The sequence below is a fragment of the Paenibacillus sp. BIC5C1 genome (assembly GCF_032399705.1).
GTDB classification, from domain to species: domain Bacteria; phylum Bacillota; class Bacilli; order Paenibacillales; family Paenibacillaceae; genus Paenibacillus; species Paenibacillus taichungensis_A.
Map to the genome: position 1 here is coordinate 1,009,483 of NZ_CP135922.1, position 23,275 is coordinate 1,032,757.

Consider the following 23,275-nt stretch of genomic DNA (forward strand, 5'->3'; position numbering starts at 1 on the left):
GTTCTTGAAGGACCATGTACGATCAATCGCAGGAGGAATCTCCCATGATTTCATTATACGGGGTAAGCAAGCGTTATAACGAGCATGGGTCCCGTGAAGATCAGGGATTCGTGGCGCTAAGCTCGGTTTCCCTGGAAGTAGGCCAGGGAGAGATCCATGGCATTATCGGCTCCAGTGGTGCAGGGAAATCCACGCTTCTGCGTATGCTCAATGGATTGGAGAAGCCAGATGACGGCGAAGTCATTGTGAATGGGCAGCAACTGACCCGGATGAGTGAGAATAGCCTGCGTCAGGCACGGAGGTCCATTGGCATGATTTTTCAGCACTTCAATCTGGTCAGCAATCGGACTGTAAGTGGCAATGTCTGCATGCCTCTGGAACTTGCGGGCGTCTCCCGGACTGAGCGGGTTGCACGAGGACTTGAGGTATTGAGATTTGTCGGACTTGAAGATAAGGCTAACCAGTATCCTGCACAGTTAAGTGGAGGGCAAAAGCAACGTGTCGCCATCGCCAGAGCACTTGCCAGCCGCCCGGATGTGCTGCTCTGTGATGAACCAACATCTTCGCTTGATCCGCAGACAACGAGTGGAATTCTGGATGTGCTGCGTCATGTCAATGAAACGCTGGGGGTAACTATTGTACTCGTTACACATGAGATGGAGGTTGCCCGAAAGCTCTGTGACCGGATATCGGTGATGAAAGAGGGACAGATCATCAAAACGCTGTCGGAAATGGAAGTACGCAGTATACCGGCACCGAAGCCGGATCTTCTAACCTCCTTGTTGATGGGTGAAGATGAACCTATGAGCGGACGAAATACCTCTCTTCATGGCGGTCAGGAGGACAATAATGATGATACCTGAGTCTGTTGTGAAGTATCAGCATGAAATTTGGCAGGCCATTGGGGAGACGTTTGTCATGGTGGGGATCTCCATCACTGCGGCTGTGTTAATCGGGTTGCCTCTAGGTACACTGCTGTATCTGTTCAGAAGAGGGCAACGTTATCAGAATCGACCTCTGTTCATGATTCTGGGAAGTCTAGTCAACATCATTCGTTCCTTCCCGTTTCTGCTGCTAGTCGTATTTATGATTCCGTTCACACGTATGATCGTTGGAACATCTATCGGGACACTCGCAGCAACCGTGCCGCTCTCGGTCATTGCCATTGCTTATTACGCCAGACTGGTAGAACAGGCTTTGCTTGATGTACCGAAGGGTGTGGTTGAAGCTGCTTCTTCCATGGGTGCATCGACCATACAGCTTGTGGTGAAATTCCTGTATGTGGAGGCTCGCTCAAGTCTCGTACTCGGCTTAACAACCGCAACCATCAGTTTTATCTCTTACTCTACGGTCATGGGTATTGTCGGTGGTGGAGGTGTTGGTGATTTTGCGATTCGTTACGGTTATCAGCGATTCGAAACGGAGATCATGGTATTTACGATTATCATTATGATTATCCTGGTACAGATGATCCAATTTACTGGCAGCAGAGTGTCCCGCTGGCTTGATCGCAGATCCTGAAGAAGGACAAGCACAAGTAGTGCAGAAAGATTGAATTACAGCACGAACAATACAGATTACATGATGAAGGGGTTTATATCAGATGAAAGCAAAACTAATGCTCATGCTGCTGGCAGTGACGCTCGTAGCAGCCGGATGCGGCAAAAAAGAAGAAACACCTGCGGCGGAAGGAAATAAGGAAGGCACTCAAGCAGGACAAGAAGTGACGTTGAAAGTAGCTACTTTGATTCCGCCAATGACGGATGTGCTGGATATTGTGAAGCCATTGCTAAAAGAAGATGGCGTTAATCTGGAAGTTGTTGTACTTTCCGATAACGTTCAACCGAATACTGCACTGGCGAACAAAGAAGTAGACGCAAACTTCTTCCAGCACGTACCTTACATGAATCAGTATAATGAAGCGAATAATGCTAACTTGGTGGCTGTTCAACCGATCTACAATGCCATCTACGGAGCATATTCCAAAAAGGTAAAATCCATTGAAGAATTGCCTGAAGGTGCAACGGTAGCGATTGCCAACGATCCGTCTAACATTGGACGCTCACTGGTGATGATGGAACAGAACGGCCTGATCAAGCTGAAAGAAGGCGTCGGTTTTAATGCAACACAAGCAGACATCACGGAAAACACGAAGAACTTCAAGTTCAAAGAAGTGGATCTGTTGATGCTGGCCCGCATGTTGGATGATGCGGATCTGGTTGCCATGACTCCAGCCTATGCGAGTCCACTTGGACTTACACCGAAGAAGGATGCGTTATTCACTGAGAAGGATGATTCCCATTTTGCCATTACTTTGGTTGCCCGTGAAGATAACAAGGATTCGGAAGCCATTCAGAAGCTGGCGAAGCGTATGGCTGGTCCAGAAGTGAAAGCCTTCTTTGAAGAGAAGTATGCAGATATTGCAATCCCGGCTTTTAAATAACATCCGTTAATCTGCAACTGAAATGATTGTACAGATAGGTTTCAAGACAAACATGAAGACCCAGGCCTCATCGCCTGGGTCTTTTTTGTTACCTTGTATTACGGAATAAAGGAAGAAGGTCAGCATCAGCTTTTGTCTGAGTCAGGTTCTACCTTTGGCTCCATGAGGCGGATCAATTTACGCTCTGTAGCCGTGTCTGTTGCAGGTGTGTAGATGCTGCACCGCAAATCGGCATTTCCCTGAACCTGAAGTGAGGTAAGATCAAAAAGCATTTTGCCAGCTCTGGAATGTCTAAATTCAATCAACACATCCGGGGCGCTGCTAACACTGCTTTGTTTCCAAAGGGGTTGAAAATCGGGATATCTGTCCATCATGTCATCCAAAAACAAGTTGTACCATTCATCATCGACATACTGACCATAATAAGCACGGAAAATAGCCAGAAATCCGCTGACAAAATCCTCCCAATTGACGGCCAGTCTTCGAAATTCTTTTCGTTCAAACAACAAACTGATCATGTTCCGCTGTTCAGCAGGAATCTGTTCAAAGTCCATAAACACATGCCGCGCTGCGTCATTCCAGCCAACAATGTGGCAGCGTCGGTCTGAGATGATTGTGGGACAATTGCGAAGTTCCTGCAATATTTTTTGCAAAGAGGGATGAATTTGGAGTGGCTTTTCATCCAGGATATGAAGTTCCGAATGGTAATCCAGACCAAGGGAAAACAAATACTTTCGTTCATCCGCTGTCAGCCTGAGAGCTGAGGCGATGTTATCCAATACGGAATGAGATACCTGAATATCCCGGCCCTGTTCAAGCCAGGTGTACCATGTTGTGCTCACACCTGCCAATTGGGATACTTCTTCTCTTCTTAATCCAGGTGTTCTTCGCCGGGAGCCCGCGGGTAATCCGACAGATTCCGGAGAGATTTTGGAGCGCTGGTTTTTCAGAAAAGCAGACAGTGCCTGCAACCTGACATCATGGTTCATTCCATCACCTTCGTTCCTGAGTTTATCATGGTAGTCATTATACTATTATAATTGACAACTTGTAATAGGATAATACGAATGGCAATATAAGTGCATAACTTAACTAAACAAGTATGGAGAGAGCACTGAAGGAGGATGCATTATGGAGCGTGTTGTTATTACAGGAATGGGGATTATCTCTCCTTTGGGGAATGATGTGCATACATTTTGGAATGGATTGGTGGAAGGTAAATCGGGAATTTCGCCAATTGAAGCGTTTGATACAACGTCTTATAAAACGAAAATAGCAGGAGCGGTCCGTGATTTTGACGGAGAAGAACGGTTTGGACGGAAGGAAGCTCGGCGTATGGACCGGTTCGTGCAATTTGCTGTTGCGGCAGCAGAGCAGGCTTTATCTGACTCCGGTCTAGAGATGGATCAGGTGGACAGGGAGCGCGTTGGCGTGTATATCGGTTCCGGCATCGGCGGAATCCAGACCCTGATGGAACAAGGCAAACTCCTGTCTGAACGTGGGCCTGCAAGAGTCAGTCCAACACTGGTGCCCATGATGATATCCAATATGGCGGCGGCTATGGTGAGCATGAGATTTGGCTGCTGGGGCCCGACTCTCTCGCCAGTGACAGCCTGTTCGATCGGCAACACAGCGATAGGTGAGGCTTTCCGGCTGATCCGTCATGGTGGAGCGGATGTGATTTTTGCTGGAGGGACGGAGGCAGCTGTCACCGAAGTATCACTGGCAAGCTTCGGCAATGCGACGGCACTATCTACACGAAACGAAGCGTGCGAAGAGGCGAGTCGGCCATTTGATGCAGGCAGAGATGGTTTTGTTATGGCTGAGGGTGCCGGGGTCTTGGTTGTGGAGTCTTTGTCTCACGCCCTTGCGAGAGGTGCAAACATCCTTGCGGAGATCGTTGGGTATGGTGCCAGTTCAGACGCGTATCATATGGTAGCCACCCATCCGGAAGGACGTGGTGCATACTTGGCCATGAAAGCCGCTCTGGCGGATGCACAGCTTCAGCCACAAGACATTGATGTCATTAATGCTCATGCTACCAGTACGGAGGCGGGTGATCTTTCCGAGACACGAGCAATTAAGCAGCTGTTTGGTGCGGAAGCTTATCATATTCCGGTAACAGCAAACAAATCGATGACAGGACATATGCTGGGTGCGGCTGGTGGGGCGGAAGCCATATCGCTCATTCAAAGCTTGCGTAGCGGCATCATTCCACCGACAATCAATCAGGAGCAGAGCGATCCGGAATGTGATCTCGATTATGTACCCAACGTTGCTCGAGAAGCTGAACTGAAAATTGGCATGTCCAACTCATTTGGCTTCGGTGGTCATAATGCGGTCATTATTTTGCAGAAATATTCGTCGTAAACTTACAGAGAGCAGTGACTGCCTGAGGGCGCACTGTTCTCTTTTTATTTGCTGTGCTAAGGCTGTTCCGGCTGCGAAAGTGCATTATAGGTCATTAGTTCGCTGGTTGCATGTAAACATGAGAAATGGCCCATGAATATAGCCGGGATATTCGTTAGAATATTCAATAGGGGCACATATGTACGCATATTTGAATGGATAACGAAATAGACCGAAGTTTACGTTTGTTCCATCTTCCATGGTGGTATAGATACAAGAGATGATAGAGGCTTCTTCTAACATAAAGCAATACATAGGAGGTAAAGCAGTGAACGTATGGATTACGGTGAAAAGTCTGGGTAAACGCAAGCCGGCACTTGCCAAACAAGCTGCCGAACTTCCGGAAACAACCGATACGCTGAGACAACTTATTAAGAACATGGTGGCTCAGCAGCTCAAGGCTCTTCAGGACAAGAAAAATGAAGCGGAATGGCTTGCCTACCTGATGCCGGAGGACATTCAAGAGCTGGGAGCAGCAGGAAAAGTAGGCTTTGGTACGATATATAACGAAGGGGTTCCCGATGTAGAAGGTGCCATGGATACAGCTGTTACCGCATATGAAGATGGGTTATTTAAAGTGTTTCTCAATGATGAAGAGGTGCAGGCACTGGATGATCCGTTGATTATACAGGAAAACGATAATGTGGTATTTATCCGCTTTACAATGCTTGCCGGGCGTCTGTGGTAGAGAGTGACGAGGAGGAGAATGGAATGAATCAGGAAGATAAAGTTCAACAGTATCAACAAGAGTTGCAGGAAAAAGTAAAATCGCTGAATGGCGTGGAGCAGGAACTCGCAGGCTATGTTGCAGAGATGGCTGGATTCACCTATTTGCGCGAAGACGAAAAGGCCTATTTGGATGCAGAGCAGCAATTGAAACGTATGTCTGCTGAGACGAAAACTCCATTGTTCCGTCCATTATTGGATGTATTGGAGCATTTGGTCAATGAATCCTTCTTGGCTCAGTTCCGTTACATTGCAGAACGTGCCGCGAATTTTCCTTATAGCAAACATTACGAGCGCAGACCCTTTCGTACGACCGATCCCGAACAGCATATTGGACAGGTTTTTCGTAAAATGATTGCCTTGTTCCGCATGGAGATACATGGCTTCTCTATGAACGAATATGTATCCATGCGGGAGTACAAGTTTGATTATCTTCATGAGATTAGAGCCGTTATACCGGATTGCATTGCCTATGAACTGGATCATGAAACCGGCGATATGAAGCAGGCGCTGCATGATATCATCTATGGTGATAATCAGAATGCATTGCTGACCACTGAAATGATCAAAGGTATCTTCATGAGCGCTCAGATGGATGCTTACCAGATGGTTGGGGAATTGCTGGTAGCAGCCAGACTGCAGGAGGGGTTGCGCCAGAGCATTGTGGAACGAATGGATGAAGGAACGCTTGAGGCGTATATATACATATTAAAAATAATCATCGACAACAACCTGATACGGTTCAGTTCGGTGGTGAGAGCGCTCGCCGTATGGACAGGGATTGGAATTGAAGCGGCGAATCAGCGTGTTGCTGCGCAATTAATTACACAAGCGCATCAAGCATTGACTGATCCTGTGGTGCGAGAAGAATGGCAGCAAAGTGCCAATGCAAACCAATTATTCATCAGTCTCTGGGCAACGGCTGTTATTGAAGAGAATGAGTTGGAGCGAAAAGTCATCCAGATCATGGATCACGGGCAAGTATATCAGCAGATTGTTGCACAATACGTACTTGCTAACAGTCAGAACAGAGGGCTGCGCTTAAACATGGCACGTCAGTATCTTGAAGTTCAGGATCTGGAATTGCTGCATTGGGTAATTGAGAATTATGATGCCGTGTACATGTTTAACTGGAGCTTCGAAAATGGGGAGAATCAACGCAGTGTTCACGTTTGGCCGCTGCCTGTATTTGAAGATAAAGCCGTGCGTCGGCGTGACTTTGATCTGTTTAAACAAATGCTGGCCTACATTCCGCAGGGAGGGGCAGGAGGACCATCCGGTGTTCTTGAATTTGTTCAATATCGGATTGATCCGGATGATGTAGTAAAAAAAATGCTGTACCTTGCTGCGTATGACATGGACCCGGAATGGATTGGCGAGGTCATTGCGCTCAAAGACAAGCTAAGCCCGGATTTGCGAGGAGAATTGTTGTCCCAGTTTGTCCATCATCCCGAGAGCGAAGTACAAAGGCAGTTTATTTTTGATAGTCTATCGGATAAGAGCATGAACAACCGTGAGAATGCTCTGCTCAAAGCCAAACTGTTGACGCTGACGCTCGAAGAGATGCTGCAAATGGAGGCGTTGCTCAAACTGAAAACAGGATCTTTGCGTCAGAAGATCATTCAGGTGTTATTGCTTCAGCCAACCGATCAGCTGATGGTATCCCTGAAACGACTTGTACAATCCAAAACTGAACTTCAGCGATTGGGTGCGCTGGAGCTGTTGACCGAGATCTCCGCAGATCCACAACGCACGGAGCAGCAGGAGCAGATTCAGCCAATCATAGCGTTAATCAAGACACCAACAGCCAAGGAGCAGAAGCTGCTGGACAAGCTTACAGAGCAGAGCAGCAGGTATACGGCGGCTAATGGATTCGGTTTGTATGATCCTTCATGGGAAAATCCATTGCTTCAGGAAGAACGTGATCTCGGCGGCTTCAAGCCGAAGGACATGTTTACCCTTTCCCTGGAAAAAGCGAAGCAGTTTCTTGATGGTTTGGATGCGTTGTTACATGAGCACAGAGACCATGAATATGAGGCAGAATATTATGCCGGTTACAAAGAAACCTTGCTTGTAGGTGCGACATTGCGTGCCATGGTCTTCATTCCTTATGATCAGCGGCAAGATATAGAATTATTGGAGCAGTTCCCACTCCATAACATATGGGGAGAATATATTCAGAAGAGTGGTCTGGATAGTAAAGAATTGCTGCAAATTTTGTTTGCGATCCGTTTGGAGGATCTGAATAAGAAGCTGGATAGTTATTACCGTTACTATTCCACCATATATGAATATAGTGAGTTGGAGAAACACTGGCTGCTGGAAGGATGGCGTAAGGAATTTGCCGAAGCCGTCTATCCGGTTCAGTATATCCAGGACATGAAAAAGATGGTGAGTGAGCTTCGTTACACAGATCAGATGAAAACGCTGATTGAGGCCGTTTATGAGGACAGCGATAAGTCAGACACATTTGAAATCGCTGAGCGGACATTGTATGCGCTGATGAAAATGATGCCTGAGGAACAAATGGAAAAGGAAGCTGGCATGCTCGCTGTCTTATCCGGCCCATGGTTCTATATTGCACGGGATCGAGTACACGATGATAACAGTTTCAAGCGATATTTCCAGACGTTAATCCAATTCGACCGATTAAATAAGGACAGTAACCAAGGCTCCTTCCTCACTCTGAACGATTACCTGCGTGCCTATGAATTGGACTTCATTGATGCACAGGAAGTCTACAAGCAGCTACTTGTGGGAGAGTCTCGTGCCCAGTTTATTCGGGAATTGACCTCAAGCCGGTCCGACTGGATTACAGAGAAACCGATATTGGCAGACCTGCGAAGAACAGTTGTTGAACGAATTTTGGAGATTGAGCTAACCCGAGGAGAGCTCTCAACAGAAGTAAGTACACTGGCCATGAAGCTTGAACGCATTGAAGGGTTGGAGCATTGGGTGCATCTCGTTGCTGCCATGGATCAGGATACCTTTGTCCGGGGATATATCTACAGCTACGGTGACAATACGACACGTAAAGAAACGTTCAGCCATCTGATCCAGGTTTGCCATCCGCGTGATGGAGAAGACGAAGCGCTGCTGGGACAATTGCTGGCGAAGCATCCCATCCAGGAGAAGAAGCTCCTGGAAGCCGCAATGTACGCGCCGCAATGGATGGAGATTGTTGCGAAGCATCTCGGATGGGAAGGACTGCGCAGTGCAGCCTGGTACTTCCATGCTCATATCAATGAACGGTTCACTGCTGAAAAGGAAACCATTGTGGCGCATTATTCTCCAATCTCACCTCAGGACTTTAACGAAGGTGCATTTGATATCGCCTGGTTCGAGGAGGCATACGAGGCCGTCGGTGAGGAGCGGTTCGGTCTGTTGTACGATTGTGCCAAATATATCTCCGGGGGAGCCAATCACCGCAGATCACAATTATTCGCGGATGCGGCACTGGGGAAGCTAAAACTAGAAGACATGCGTGAGTCCGTGGAAGATAAGCGCAATAAAGATCATTTGTTGACCTACAGCCTGATTCCGTTTGCAGAAGAACGGGGACAGGATCTGCGTGAGCGGTACGACTTCATTCAGAAGTTTCTGATGCAGAGCAAACAGTTTGGCGCACAGCGGCGAGCCAGTGAAGGTCTGGTATCCCAAATAGCGCTGGGCAACCTTGCCCGTAATGCGGGGTATGCCGATGTTACCCGGCTGATGTGGGATATGGAAGCTCGCAAGCTGGATGAGATGAAATCCTATTTTGAGCCCCATGAACTGGATGAGGCTACGACAGCCCAATTGGTCATTGATGAAGAAGGGCAGCCGGAGCTGCTTATCGTGAGCAAAGGGAAGACACTCAAGTCTGTACCTGCCCGGTTCAAGAAAGATGGATACATCGCGGAATTGAAGGAATTAAAGACCGATTTGGTTGATCAGTATCGCCGGGCAAGACAGGAATTGGAGCGTTCCATGACGGCAGGAACTTCATTTACGAGAGAGGAAGTTTCAAGTCTGTTGCAGAATCCGGTTCTTCGTCCACTGGTTCGCACGCTTGTGTTCCTAGCAGGGGACAAGCTGGGCCGTTTCGATGTAACGTCCGGTGGGCTGGTTACTCCGGCTTCGGATAAATCAGAAAGCTCAATTCAAATATTGGCGGAACAGGATCGGCTGCTCATTGCACATCCATTGCACCTGTTCCAGAGTGGAAGCTGGAGTGAATTCCAACGGGATCTGTTCAACCATCAGGAACGTCAGCCATTCAAGCAGGTGTTCCGTGAACTCTATCTTCCGAATGAGGATGAGCTGGCTAATGGAACGGTATCCCGTCGGTATGCAGGTTATCAGATTCAGCCGAAAAAAGCAGTTGCTCTGCTTAAAGGACGTCAATGGACCGTCAGCTATGAGGAAGGACTGCAAAAGGTAAGCTATGAGCATAATCTGATTGCCAATCTCTATGCCATGGCAGACTGGTTCTCACCCGCAGATACAGAAGCGCCTACCCTGGAGACGGTGCAGTTCTATGATCGGAGAACTTACAAACCTGTTGCGTTGAAGGATGTACCGCCGGTCTTCTTCTCGGAAGTCATGCGTGACATTGATTTGGTGGTTAGCGTTGCGCATGTTGGCGGAGTAGATCCGGAAGCCAGCTTGACCACGATTGAGATGCGTCATGTGATTGTGAATGAGTCACTGCGTCTGTTGAAGGTCGATAACGTACGACTCGATGGAAATTACGCTCGAATTGATGGTGAACTGGGCGAGTATGCCGTTCATCTTGGCAGCGGTAATGTGTTCAAACAGGCGACGGGCGCGCTTCATATCGTACCTGTGCATAGTCAGCACCGGGGCAGAATCTTCTTGCCATTCCTCGATGAAGATCCAAGAACGGCTGAGATTTTAGCGAAAGTGATGTTATTGGCTGAAGACAAGAAAATTAAGGACCCGCAAATCCTTGCACAATTGCAGCATTGATTAGTCATGTTGAGATGAGGCTGTAGCAAGTGGCATTAGATTGACGAAGTCGAGTGGACCTATCGAATATCAGGCAGCTAGAGCACCAGTTCAAGGTGACTTTGGCTGCTTTTTATTTTCTGCTTTTTTGGTAAGTGATCCTTATTACGCATTGGAAAGTTGACTCAAGATTGGCAATGGTGGGTACAGATTGAGTGTTGGGCATGGTAAAATATACGTAGAGTTATATAAAATTTGAGGTATTAACCAAAATGAATCCCAGGATCGGATGGTTACATAATCGTTATCTGGAAAAGAAAAAGGAGAATACGTTGGACATGTTAATTGCTTCATATCGTGATCAGGATCATGACAAGTTGGTCGAGATTTGGGAGAGAGCCGTTCGGGCAACCCATACGTTTTTGGAAGAGCATCACATCCAGTTCTATAAAAAGGTAGTGAGCGACGTTTTGCAACAAAGGCAAGTTGAGGTATGGGAAGCACTGAATGCTGACGATGAACCCGTTGGTTTTATCGGTTTGGATGATAACTTTATTGAGATGTTGTTTATAGATGTCAGTCAGCATGGACAGGGTTTGGGACGTCTTCTGATCAACCATACCCTTAACATCAAAGGCAGTCACCTCAAAGTGGATGTCAATGAGCAGAATGCTGGAGCAGCCCGATTCTACGAAAAAATGGGATTTGTACAAATTGGTCGTGCCGAGTTGGATGGTTCCGGTAACCCGTTTCCGCTACTGCATCTGGAGATCAAGGCAGACCAGACTGCAAGATAATCATCGGTGAACCACGAAACAGGAGGAATATGACGAAGAGGAGCATGCAGGATGACACAGATTAAGGTAACACCGGAGCAACTGGATACAGTCAGCGGGCAATTCGCTCAGGCACATCAGCAATTGTCGGGGTTCATGTCCACATTGGACAGCCAGATCCGTGTCATGCGCAGTAATTGGGACGGAATGGAGCAGGAGCGCTTTTATAATGATTATGCAACAGCCCAAGGTACAATGAAGTCCGTCCTGGAGCTGATTCTGTCCATTCAGTCTGAGCTCAAGAAAATTGCCGAGCGTTTCCGTACAACGGATGAAGACGCGTTGAGCAAGGCTATTATGGTGGCTTTGACCGCGGCACAGACTCTTACGTCCCTCGGTAAACATAAAGGTGATAGCTCGGACAAAACGTCTGGTCCTCCAGAGAATATGGATGATTGGAAGAAGAAGGACGCCGAAGATTACAAGAATTATGAGGAAATGTTGAAGAAAGCCGAGGATATGGGTGACGAGAAACTGGCACAGCAGCTTCAGGCCAGCATGAACATTATTCGGCTTCAATATGAGGATGAAATCTATCAAACCGATCCAAACACAGGCAAGACGGTGAAGATTACCGAGGATTCCATTGTTGGCACGTATCAAGTGAAAAGTGACAAGGGTGAAATGACCAGCATCAGCCTGGATAAACAGGGTAACGTCGTGGATTACAACAAGGATACGAAAAAATACGAGTATTGGGAACAAACCCATACGACCAGTCATGGGGAACATCTCTTTGGTAAAGGAGCACAAACGGCTACAGCTTATGGAATCGGCCTGTTGTTGACCAGCAAGAGTGGATCCGCCTTTACAGAACATGCGACAGGGCTCGGTTCTTCCTTTGTCGCGGACAAGTTTCTGTTCTCCGTTCCGGAGGAAGGCGAGACACGTACGATGATCTACCGAACCAACAAGGATACAGGCAAAATCGAGAATATGATCGTGGTCACGCGTGGCGACAACGATATTGAATATATTCCGTGGCGTGAGTATAACTAAGCCACAGATGGCACGTCTAGCAGGCACACAGAGTTACCTAATTACGCCTGTGTGTCAGTTCTTACAATGGAGCCGTGTGATTTTTTTGTGTGTCACATGGCTAAATAGCAAGGAGGGCAGGAGGATTAACCGTGAAACTGCCCATAAACACCCCCCCCGCGCAGCCTTCATCACAGGATGGCAAGGCTGCGCGGGGGTTTGTGGTTTGGCTTACCGTCCAGCCGCGGTCAGGTGACCGGGCCAGTAAGGGGGCTTTTTTTGCCCAAAGATTAGTGTGTCTCTTCGTCCAGAAACGGTTTGTTCACCGCATAATACATGAAGCCCATCAGCAGCACACCGCCCACCAGATTGCCAAGCGTCACCGGAATCAGATTGTGAATAACCCCGCCGAATGAGATCGTCCCCGGATGGTTCAGTACCAGCGCAATGGCGAATGTACACATATTGGCGACGCTGTGCTCATATCCCGAGATGAAGAAACAGAAGACGAAGAGCATCATGGCGAACATTTTCGCACCATTCTCCTTCATGAACATTGGCACAAAGAACGCCAGACATACAAGCCAGTTACACAGGATACCCCGGAAAAAAAGCTGCATGGCTGGAGCCTCCATCTTGTGCTCTACGACACTCAGCAGAAAACCATTCACCTGAGATGAATCGAACAGACCCGTCAGGTAGATTAATAGGGCAAATACCGCCGCACCCATCAGATTCCCACTGTAACTTGCAATCCACAGCTTCACCACTTCGAACCATTTCAGTTTCTTGCGCAAGGCGGCATAGGTGTAGTAGAACGTATTTCCTGTGAACAAATCACCGCCACCATAAGCGATCAGAATAATTGCCGCGCCGAACGTGAGGGCAGCCATGGGGTATGTAAAAGGGGAATCCTCCATATAAAAGAAGTTACCCGTCTTGAACGCCACGATGACGCCAAACCCGATAAACATGCTGGCGAGCATGGAGCGTGCAAGGTACCTGATCAAGCTTTGTTTGTAAATCTTGTGTTTCTTCAGCGCCAGCTTCTCTACGTTGCGTAAACCTTCCGTTTCCATAATTCGCCTCCAATAGCTAAGTTGAATAATTGCATAAACTTACAAATCTCACCAAGTTCTTTTCATTATAACGAATTTTGAGGCAGATACACGTGATTTCAGAAAAAGAATGTAAGAAAGCGCAATGTGAGTTTTACGTGAATTCATAATATTTAGACTGATATTATTTATTTTTTCATCATTTATTTGCACCTATTTCAATCCGATGGGCGATTCATTTTGTATTTAACTTTTTGATCCAATGTTAAGTGAAGTGGGGGTGAAGGGGGTATTATTAAGCACCTTTTAATTGGATAATATGTTAGTTTTTTTGTTCAGAATTTGTTCAGAAAATCTTGATAAACTATGTGCCGGAAACGAAGTTTTTGGGGAGGAACAAGCATGAATCAAGATTGGAAAAAAATACTACTTACTTCAATTGTAGTGGGCATGCTGTGGGGAAATCAGATCGTCAACGCAGCCGATCAAACGGGAGGAGTAGCGAATCATATATCATCGGTGTTCACAGATCAAACCGATATTCGGTCCACTTCCTTGCAAGCGGTTCAGGAGGCGGTAAAACAAGGATTAATTGCGGGATATCCTGATGGCTCCTTTCATCCGAGACAGCATTTGACTCGGAGAGAAATGGCCGTATTGCTGGCTAAAGCATCCCATTTAACACTTGATGAACCATCGCAATCGGTTCGGAATAATCCAGACTGGGCTGCTCCTTATATTGATGCTATTCGAAAAGTAGGCTGGATGACTGGAGATGCATCCGGTAATTTCCGTGCCAACGATCCAATTCGACGGGAAGAACTCGCTTCCATCTTGGTAAGAGTTACAGGAGCACAGGGAATAAAGGGAGGTCAACAACAGACACTTTCAGATGAATCCATGGTGAGTAGTTGGGCCAAAGAGCAGGTACATACTGCATTAAAGCTTGGATTGTTGGAATCCAGTGAAGGAAGGTTCAGTTCCAAGGCTTTGGTGGAGCGGCAAGATATTGCTGGAATTCTAGTAGACGTTTTTCAAACGGGAGAGAGAACAGCTTCTCTGACTAAATTGGATGGAGATGTTGCCTACATCGACGGACGTCCTTTTGTAATTAGTAAAGAGCTTCAAAATATTTTGAATGATGGGAATAAAGATGCTTTACAGAACGCTGTGATCACTTATGATGCTCGAACACGTAATCTATCTTCCTTGTCGGAAATTCAGATTGTTCAAGCAGGGACGGTTAAAGATCCAGTGACATTGGATCTGAAAGGTTCATCTTATAAGGGCGTGATTTCAGTCTCGGCGGATCATGTTGTTTTGAAAGCCGATACATTGCCACAGGTTGTCTTCAAACCAGGCTCGAGTGAAGTGACAATCGAAGGGGACATCGACGAAGTAATCATAAACACCACTAACAAAGTTAACGTTCAGGGAAGCGGGACGTGGAAACAGATTGTAATAAAAGATGCGCAGTCTGTTATTCAATTGCCTGAGACTGTAAAAACGGACAAGGTTATTCTTCCAAAGGGAGGAGCATCAACACAGATTATCCGCAGTACACCAACTGTAACGACACCATCCAGTAATACGTGGACTAGCAACTCTAATTCAGGTTCAGGTGGCTCATCAGGACCATCCACACCAACACCTGAACCAGAACCACCTGTTGTCATTGGACCTCCGTCTCCCGAGAATCAACCGCCGGTTGTTCAATCGAACATCCCCGACAAAATTGTATTTTTGGGAGAGGGTGCACAAGAGATTGATCTGAGCACTGTTTTTACGGATGCGGATGAAGATGAACTCAGTTATGAGATTTCAGAAATCGATCATAACATTGCTACTGTGGATATTCAGGGTTCAACATTGAGGATCCGGCCTATTGCTTTAGGTAATACGACGGTTACGGTGAAAGCTACGGACGGAAAGGGAGGAAGTATAACAACATCCTTTGGCTATTTTGTAAATCCATTCGTTATAACACCACCGATACCGCCAGTTATACCACCGATACCGCCAGTTACACCACCGATTGTACCGCCGCTACCGCCAATAAACCATGCTCCTGAAGTGGTGAAAACACTGCAAACTGTAGAAATTGAATTGGGTGCTGTAAGTGATCCGATAGATTTAAAAACTATTTTCTCAGACCCGGACGGAGATGAACTGACCTTCGTTGTATCCTCATCCGATAATCAAGTCGCGAGTGCTGATATTACAGACAGTATGATGACACTGAATATTTATTCTGTTGGAAGTGCCAAGTTGACTGTAACTGCCAAGGACAATATCGGTGCAGCAGTGAAGAGCGAGTTCACTGTCGAGGTCAAAGCCCCTGTAGTTATTAATCATAAACCTACGGTAGCAGGGCAGATTTCTAAGTTGAATGTAACTTTGGGAAAGGTTAGCGATACGGTAAGCCTGGCTGGCGTGTTCGAAGATTCAGATGGAGACATTCTGACGTATACAGCAGAATCTTCGGATTCCAACGTAGTAGTTACCAGCGTGCAAGGAGAAACATTGACGTTGGGCTTCAAGAACGTTATTGGTTCAGCTACGGTTACGGTCAGAGCTACCGATCCTGATGGTGAAGAAGCTGAGACCACATTTACGGTTAACGTGGAAGACCCGGATGCAGGAAAGGGATTATTTATTTCTGAGGTAGTCTGGGGTGAGGAGTTCAATCAGGCAATTGAGTTGTATAATCCTACATCCAAACCGCTTAACGGAGGGGATATCACAATTGTACGCAGTGATTCCAATACTCCCATTACGCTGGACTCAGGCACAATCATTCCATCGAATAGTACGTTGGTTCTCGCAGAAGAGTTTAGTGAATTTTCAGATGAAGATTATTATTATTTGATTTTGGATCTGGTTGAGAATACGGAACCGGTAACGCTGACGCTATATTACAAAGGGGAAATCATGGATACGGCAGTTATTGTACCAACTCAATCTTTGACAAGAAAATGGGATACTGTTCAAGGTGACAAGCTTTCTTATGAGCCATCCAAATGGAACAATATCGGAGAAAACAATTATGGCAACTTGGGCAAATTCGATACTTTAATTACTCCTTAAATTCGTTTAATTCAACAGCAGATATAGAAGGAGAATACTAATGCGAAAAATGAAAAGAACAGCACAATTAGCCATGATTGCATTGCTCTTAAGTAATACTGTTCCAGTTGCTGCACAGAGTGGAGATTCAGCAGATCAGACGATAACCCCATCTAGCATATCTTCAGGCTCCAATGCTACGAATCAATTAAATGATTCGATGAATAAGGCTGTAGGCATGGGGTTTATCAAAGGAGATCCGGATGGGAACCTTCGGGCGACCGATCCGATCACCCGTCAGGAACTGGCGGTCGTTCTTGCGCAGGCCCTCGGACTAACCACAAGTAAGAAAGTTACAGAGCCATTTGCAGATGTAAACTCAGCTAGTTGGTCAGCACCTTCCATTCAAGCAGTGAAGAAGGCTGGTCTTTTGCAGGGAGATGCAAAAGGGTATTTCCATCCACGAACGGAGATTACCGGACAGGAATTAATCACCGTTTTGGTCAGAGCAACGGCTTATGCTAAACAAGGTAATCAAGTAGAGTCGCTTCCTTCAGAATGGAAAGGGGCAAGTGCGTGGGCGGTTCCTTATATCCAAGCTGCTGAGAAGGCTAATCTTCTAAGTGAATATCAGGGAGAGAATAAAGTTAAACAAGGTCTTGTTCGGGGCGAAGCCATAGGTATGATGCTGTCAGCCATCTTCCCAGAAACCCGCCTGTCGGTGGTTCAGTCAATTCATGGAAGCAAAGTTCAGATTAACGGAGTTTTCTATCAGATATCTGAACAAGTGGCAGGTCTTCTGAATGAGCGTAACAAGGCTGTACTTGATCAGGCTGGAATACAGTTTAAGAGCCAAAATCATACAATTACCGAAATTAATGCCTTGGAAATTAGAAAAGGCGGAAAATCAGCACAGATAGAAGAGGCGGAATTCAGCCGTAATCTGTTATTGAATGCTGGGGAAACCACATTGAATGGTGATCTGACGATTAAGGCGGATTTCACTTCGGTACAAGGGCTTAAGATCAAAGGCAAGCTGACGATAGCCCCAGAGATGGAACATGACTTTTATGCCAAAAATATAAAAGTGGAACAGTCTGTTTTAGTTCAGGGTGGCGACAGCAATACCGTTGTGTTCGAAGATTCTGTTCTAAACAAAGTAAATATTAATAAAAGTGATGTACATGTGGTGTTCTCGGGCAGTACGAATGCTCAAGAGGTCAGTATTAAATCTGACAGTGCTCTTGAAATTGCAAACACAGCTGAGCTGTCTTTGCTGAATATTGTAGATGGCGCAAGTAAGGTGGAATTGCAGGGAACTGTAGATACGGTCAAGTTGAATACGTCACAGCTTCTGCAACTTAACGGTAATGTCAACCTGCCACAATTAACGGTAGATGGGGTTGGGGCTGTTAATCTTAATGTAGCGGGCACCATTCAACAACTTCAGGTGAATAATGCATCAGCGCAGGTTAATATAACAGGGAATATTAAGGTTGCCGAGGTTTCTCTGGCTGCCGGAGTACCATCTTCGGCCGTAAGTGGAAACACTGGAACAGTAACTTCGAATGCGGTATCTTCTTCGACAGGTGGAACGGGAGGGAGTGAAACAACTCCTGTTGTTGCCAATCGATCACCAGAACTGCTGAAGTCATTTGAAAATCGCAAGTTTACGGCAAATGGTCAGGGTACGAAGTTAAACCTGAACGACTATGTGACTGATCCGGATGGTGATCCAATAACGTATACGGTTGCTTCATCCAAATCCTCAGTAGCTAAGGTTGTGCTTAGTGGATCAAATCTAGAAGTGATACCATTGGAACATGGTACGGCCACAATAACTGTGTCCTCGAATGATGGTCGCGGCAAAAGGCTGAGGTCCACATTTGACGTCAACGTGAATGCACCCCCTCTTCCATCACCGATCCCGGATCAAGAGCTTATAGCCTGGTCAGGCAGCACGGATGTCGATCTCATGGTCTATGTTATGGATGATGAGAAATATGAATCGGAGCTGCTGTACAGTGTATCGAATAGTGCCCCGGAAATCGTGGATACAGAGATCGTAAAATCGGAATATGCTGAATCTGTACTGAGGTTAACGCCTAAAATGGCGGGCGAGGTTATTCTTAAGATCAAAGTGGACGATGGGCAAATCGCAGATGATGGCAGTACGGGTGTTACAGAACTCGATATGAGGGTTGTTGTGCTTCCACCACTCAATCGTTCGCCTGTGGGAGAAGCTCCATCGAAAATAGACGTCTATTTGGGTGATGACATCCCTGTAGTGAAACTAAAAGAGCTATATACTGATCCAGATGGCGATGCTTTAACGTATACAGCAGCTTCATCCAATTCAGATGGGGTTTCTGTGGAAGAAAATGCAGGTGAGTTGAAGTTAACTGCTCTTCAACTTGGAACGTATACCATATCGTATTCCGTAAATGACGGCAAGGGTGGAATAACAAGTGGAACATTTGATATCAATGTAGAACCTGTACCGAATTTGAATCCGGTAGGACAGTCACCAGGTTGGGTTTTCGTATATTTGGGTTTCCTCTCTGATCCAATTCCCTCTGTTGACTTAAATGAGTATTACACTGATCCTGACGGTGACCCACTTACATTCAGCGCTACTTCATCTGATCCCGATGGATTGATAGTGGAGGAGACTTCAGGAGTACTTGAATTCACTGCTCTGAAATTCGGAGAATATACCATTAACTATTCGGTGGAAGATGGTAGGGGAGGTTTCGTTTCCACTGGATTTCCAATAAGCGTTAATCCTAAGCCTAATGCTTCTCCAGTTCTTACTGGTGATCTTCCTGCTCAAACGTTGTTTCTGGGTAAGGAGGATATTGTCATTGATCTCTCACAATATTTCAGTGATCCTGACGGAGATGAATTAGAATTTAAAACGCCAATTGACTTTAATAATTTCCTGATCGCAGAGATGAACATTCAGGAAAACAAGCTGGTTATTCATCCCAAGCGAGTTGGTCAATTTCAAGCTAACGTTATAGCAAAAGATGTATATGGCAAAGAGGCAACAGCCTCTATTGATGTGGAGGTCTTAGAATCAGGAAGTATTGGTTCAATCCCAGATCAAACAATCATGTGGCCTTGGTCGACTTTGGATATAGATCTTACTCCTTACCTGTTGAATTTTGATATAAGTACTTTAACGGTTGATGCCTCTTCTGGAGACGTCAATATTGTGGAAGTTTCTACCGCTGGTCCAAAGGTATCTGTCGCTCCAGTTGCGGAAGGACAGACCACCGTGACGTTGTCGGTTTATGATCAGTCTGGACGAAGGGAGCAAGTATCCTTTGGCATGACCATACAAGGCGAGCCTGCTGGCCCTAATATATCACCAGAGGTTGTAAGCAGCATTTACGAACAAGTGTTAACGCCAACGGTAACGAATGATCGTACGTTTGATCTGAGTCAATTGTTTAGTGATCCCGATGGAGATTCGTTACAATTTGCAATTAGCAGCAGTTCGAGCGAAGCAGTTAATGCAAGCATTAATGGTAGCCTGTTAACCTTGAAGCCGGGAACAGGTAATGCAGTAGCCCCTTTAACCCTGACGGCGAAGGATGGAAGAGGTGGAGAGGCAGAGTATTCCTTTAATGTTCGTACCGCTTCTCTGGTGAATGCTGGGGTGATGCAGATCAATACGAAATCAGGGGTGCAGGATGCTTTAACCTATTCAACTTCGAATTTGTTCCCGGGACAGACAAGTTTCAAACTATACAGTGGCACACCAGATTCGACGTTTACTGGACCGGATACGATGAATACGACTCAAATTCCTTTAACCGCATCTCCGTTGTACTTCTGGATTATTGGAAATGATGGTAGAGCCGTGGTAGTTAAGGTCAATTCGCTTCCACAAGGCTCACCCGAGTTGTTTTTCTCTCAATACATGGATGCAGGAGATGGACGTAGTGTTGTCCAAATGTACTATACTGGTGACGGAAATCCGTCTCACAAGGCAACAGGTTATCAAGTGGATGTGTATCAGTGGATGAAAAAGACGTCAACAATGAAGGTGACGACGAAAAATGTATTCGATGTTGTTCCAGGAATGCCTTTCATTTATATAAATTATATATTTTATGATTTTTTTGACATCACTTCAGCCACGTACTACAATGATGAACTGGAATTATATAACCCGAATGAGTATAACGTCGTTGCTTTGGTTCTCAAAAAGGACGGAAGAATTGTCGATGTACTGGGAGACCCATCCTCGCATGATCAATTTATGCCTGCTGGTGGGACATTTATTCGCAAACGTGGGATTTACACGGGTTCACAACAGTTCTCATTAACAGGTGAGTGGAACGAGTTCCCTAAAGGAACTTTACAATACGTGGGTAAACATACACCGTAGAGTAGAGGGTAATAAACCAAGAAATACAGTTTACTAGGTAGTATGTTTCATTAACGATATTAAAAATCCTTCATGCTCTGAACTTGAGTATGGAGGATTTTAATATTTAACCGGAGATGGATACATACAGGGTCTGAGAATCTCAATCTTCGGTTCCTCTGTTCGTTCGGACAGATCTCGTAGCAGCTTCTCCTGGTTTTGATTCAGTTTTCGTAAAATTCGTGTTTATTTGAAGGGTCATGTCTTTCGCTTATCATCATCGCTTCCTTGCTTCGAATGCAGTACCCGTTTCGCGGAAGAGCCAAAATCAGGATCGGATTGAAGCGACTCTAGCGCGGATGTGGCACCGGTAACTTGTTGATGTGCAACGAGAATAGCGAAGGCCGCTCCTTTGACCAATATGTAGGCATCCCCCTCCAGAACCTCTTGAGCTAATTGGATCTCGGCTTCTGTAATGGGCAGAATAGCGAGGGTTTGCAAGACATAATTCTGTACATCCTCATCTTCTTCTGGTTTACGAACAAGTTGCGCGGCAGCATGAAGGATTTCACCCAGAAGAGTAGAGGAGCCTGCCATACCAAGAGCGCGCCATGCTTCGATGCGTATGAGATCTTCTTCGTGTGGATCCATACCAATATTGAGAACTTGCTGAGTAAGATGGTTATCCGTCAGCTCGATCAGATCACGAAGTGCGTGTAGTTTTTCTTCTCCACTGACAGCGTTAAAATCAGTTTGATCATCATTATTATGATTCATGTAAGACATATCCGTCATTCACCTCCTGAAGTATATTAGGGCTGGGGCGGAAGAATGATGGGACGAGCAGTTAGCGCCTCTTCCACAATCTGTTCGGGTGTCAGGTCTCGATCATCCCAGAAAATCAGATTGCTGATCTCTGCATAAGGCATCTGTTGCTGTAGCTCGTCTAGCATCTCATCCAGTTCATCTTCGGTTCCTTCGGCATTCATCAGCTTGCGAACTAATTCTACCAAGTGCAAATGATTGGACATAGCGATACCTCCTGAATGATTCATAGAGTGAATAATCTAGTCTTTCATGGGTTGATCCAATGAATCATACGTAACGATCACCGGTAAAAATTTGGGTTCAAGCATCAGGGTAATAAGCTGTTCGTTTTGATCAGCATAAGAAATGAGATAGCTTCCAAAATGGGATTCATAGATGAAATCCCTGTATTGATAGGAGCGTTCAGGGTACTTTGTGTTCACATATAGCGTAGTTATCCCTCGGGCAAAGGTTGCTTTCAACATCGGAATTTGGGCCAAAAGTATAATTGCGACGAGAACAATGGCTGAACGTTTAGCGAGACGGGTCAGATGGACTCCCCCTATTATCGTAAATGATATTTACCAATTCATGAAGGTCCATTTAAAACCAGATGTCACTCCACGAGTATAGCAAGATTGCCAAACTGCTCTCCCTTTTCCATACGTTCGAATGCTTTCACTGTGTCCTGTAGCGGATATATGCTATCGATCACAGGATGTAAATTATGTTCTTCAACCCATTGGAGCATCTGGACAAACTCTTCACGGCTGCCCATGGAGGTGCCGATCAGGCTAACTTGAGGGAAAAAGATCGAGCGGATTGGAACATTCAGATCATCTCCCGAGCTTGCACCATACATCACGATACGGCCACCTGGTCTGATTATATCAAAATATTTGGGGAACATGGATTGTCCGATGCTATCCAAGATGAAGTCAACAGAATCGAGATCGTTCTGCAGACTCCAGTCTGCCTGACTGTCCAGAGCTTGGAAAGCGCCCAGGCGCAGAGCCTCATGTTTCTTGGCTTCACTTCTGGATGTAACGGTTACCTTGGCACCAGCAGCTACGGCCATGAGCAGGGCATAGGTCGCTACACCGCCGCCAATGCCGGGAATGAGGATATGTTCACCCTGCTTAAGTCCGCCACGAGTGAATAAGGCGCGGTATGCTGTCAAAGCCGAAAGGGACAATACCCCTGCTTCCGCCCATGATAGATGAGAGGGTTTGGGCAAGGCATTTCTAGCAGGCAGCGTAATATATTGTGCGAGAGTTCCATCCGTAGGGCCTCCTACAATATCGGGCACAAGGGGTATGTCTACTGCTTGGTCCCAACCGAGAGTAGGGTGGATAATGACCTCATCACCTACAGATAAACCATCAACACCTTCGCCAATCTCAACGATTACACCTGCTCCATCGGAGCCAAGAATGAGTGGTGTGTCCTGGTATGTACGTCCTGCCATGATGAACAGATCACGATGATTAATTCCAGCAGATTTCAGTTGGATCTGTACTTCACAGGCTTCTGGTGCCCGAGATGTTGACTCTGTATATTGAAGACCTTCAAGGCCGCTCTGGCCGGAATGTATAATAGCTTTCATTTTCAAAATTCCTTCTTG

The 23,275-nt window shown here is 46.1% G+C and carries 15 protein-coding genes; 10 read left to right on the top strand and 5 right to left on the bottom strand.

The window, feature by feature from the left end:
* Positions 1 to 44: 44 nt before the first annotated feature.
* The 3 genes from RS891_RS04665 (at position 45) to RS891_RS04675 (ending at position 2,443) form a co-directional block, all read left to right on the top strand.
* Complete coding sequence (locus RS891_RS04665; RefSeq protein ID WP_113056154.1) at positions 45 to 863, top strand: methionine ABC transporter ATP-binding protein; 819 nt, start codon at positions 45 to 47, stop codon at positions 861 to 863.
* Positions 850 to 1,521: a methionine ABC transporter permease gene (locus RS891_RS04670; RefSeq protein ID WP_113056153.1), complete on the top strand. Its 672-nt coding sequence runs from the start codon at positions 850 to 852 to the stop codon at positions 1,519 to 1,521. The genes RS891_RS04665 and RS891_RS04670 overlap by 14 nt, the downstream gene beginning before the upstream one ends.
* An 82-nt stretch (positions 1,522 to 1,603) precedes the next feature.
* Positions 1,604 to 2,443, top strand: coding sequence for a MetQ/NlpA family ABC transporter substrate-binding protein (locus RS891_RS04675; RefSeq protein ID WP_163758710.1), 840 nt, complete (start codon positions 1,604 to 1,606; stop codon positions 2,441 to 2,443).
* 125 nt (positions 2,444 to 2,568) lie between these two features.
* On the opposite strand, the gene RS891_RS04680 is transcribed toward RS891_RS04675, so the two are convergent.
* Positions 2,569 to 3,432, bottom strand: a complete 864-nt coding sequence (locus RS891_RS04680) for a helix-turn-helix transcriptional regulator (protein WP_315794580.1) — start codon at positions 3,430 to 3,432, stop codon at positions 2,569 to 2,571.
* Positions 3,433 to 3,574: 142 nt separating this feature from the next.
* On the opposite strand from RS891_RS04680, the gene fabF reads away from it, so the two are divergent.
* From fabF to RS891_RS04705, 5 genes are all read left to right on the top strand, one after another.
* A complete protein-coding gene (gene fabF / locus RS891_RS04685) occupies positions 3,575 to 4,813 on the top strand; it encodes a beta-ketoacyl-ACP synthase II (protein WP_315794581.1) in 1,239 nt (412 codons plus the stop codon).
* A 307-nt stretch (positions 4,814 to 5,120) separates the two neighbouring features.
* Positions 5,121 to 5,540 carry a hypothetical protein gene (locus RS891_RS04690; RefSeq protein ID WP_315794582.1) on the top strand — a complete coding sequence of 140 codons (420 nt, stop codon included), beginning with the start codon at positions 5,121 to 5,123 and terminating at the stop codon, positions 5,538 to 5,540.
* Between the two features lie 23 nt (positions 5,541 to 5,563).
* Complete coding sequence (locus RS891_RS04695) at positions 5,564 to 10,549, top strand: DUF4132 domain-containing protein (protein WP_315794583.1); 4,986 nt, start codon at positions 5,564 to 5,566, stop codon at positions 10,547 to 10,549.
* A 317-nt stretch (positions 10,550 to 10,866) separates the two neighbouring features.
* Positions 10,867 to 11,325 (top strand): acetyltransferase, encoded by a 459-nt coding sequence (locus tag RS891_RS04700; protein WP_397386936.1) that lies wholly within the window; start codon positions 10,867 to 10,869, stop codon positions 11,323 to 11,325.
* A 51-nt stretch (positions 11,326 to 11,376) separates the two neighbouring features.
* Positions 11,377 to 12,363, top strand: a complete 987-nt coding sequence (locus RS891_RS04705; protein WP_315794584.1) for a WXG100 family type VII secretion target — start codon at positions 11,377 to 11,379, stop codon at positions 12,361 to 12,363.
* A gap of 269 nt (positions 12,364 to 12,632) precedes the next feature.
* On the opposite strand, the gene RS891_RS04710 is transcribed toward RS891_RS04705, so the two are convergent.
* Complete coding sequence (locus RS891_RS04710; protein WP_053784134.1) at positions 12,633 to 13,421, bottom strand: formate/nitrite transporter family protein; 789 nt, start codon at positions 13,419 to 13,421, stop codon at positions 12,633 to 12,635.
* A 381-nt stretch (positions 13,422 to 13,802) separates the two neighbouring features.
* Between RS891_RS04710 and RS891_RS04715 the strand changes: the two genes are divergently transcribed.
* Together RS891_RS04715 and RS891_RS04720 are read left to right on the top strand one after the other, a co-directional pair.
* Positions 13,803 to 16,487 carry an S-layer homology domain-containing protein gene (locus tag RS891_RS04715; RefSeq protein ID WP_315794585.1) on the top strand — a complete coding sequence of 895 codons (2,685 nt, stop codon included), beginning with the start codon at positions 13,803 to 13,805 and terminating at the stop codon, positions 16,485 to 16,487.
* 40 nt (positions 16,488 to 16,527) lie between these two features.
* Entirely contained in the window at positions 16,528 to 20,865 is a 4,338-nt protein-coding gene (locus RS891_RS04720; RefSeq protein ID WP_315794586.1) for an Ig-like domain-containing protein, read from the top strand.
* Between the two features lie 237 nt (positions 20,866 to 21,102).
* Here the strand turns inward: RS891_RS04720 and RS891_RS04725 are convergent, their stop codons facing one another.
* From RS891_RS04725 to RS891_RS04735, 3 genes are all read right to left on the bottom strand, one after another.
* Positions 21,103 to 21,630 (bottom strand): hypothetical protein, encoded by a 528-nt coding sequence (locus RS891_RS04725; RefSeq protein ID WP_315794587.1) that lies wholly within the window; start codon positions 21,628 to 21,630, stop codon positions 21,103 to 21,105.
* A 26-nt stretch (positions 21,631 to 21,656) separates the two neighbouring features.
* Positions 21,657 to 21,875, bottom strand: a complete 219-nt coding sequence (locus RS891_RS04730; protein WP_315794588.1) for a hypothetical protein — start codon at positions 21,873 to 21,875, stop codon at positions 21,657 to 21,659.
* A gap of 392 nt (positions 21,876 to 22,267) precedes the next feature.
* Positions 22,268 to 23,257 (bottom strand): quinone oxidoreductase family protein, encoded by a 990-nt coding sequence (locus RS891_RS04735; protein WP_315794589.1) that lies wholly within the window; start codon positions 23,255 to 23,257, stop codon positions 22,268 to 22,270.
* Positions 23,258 to 23,275 lie beyond the last annotated feature (18 nt).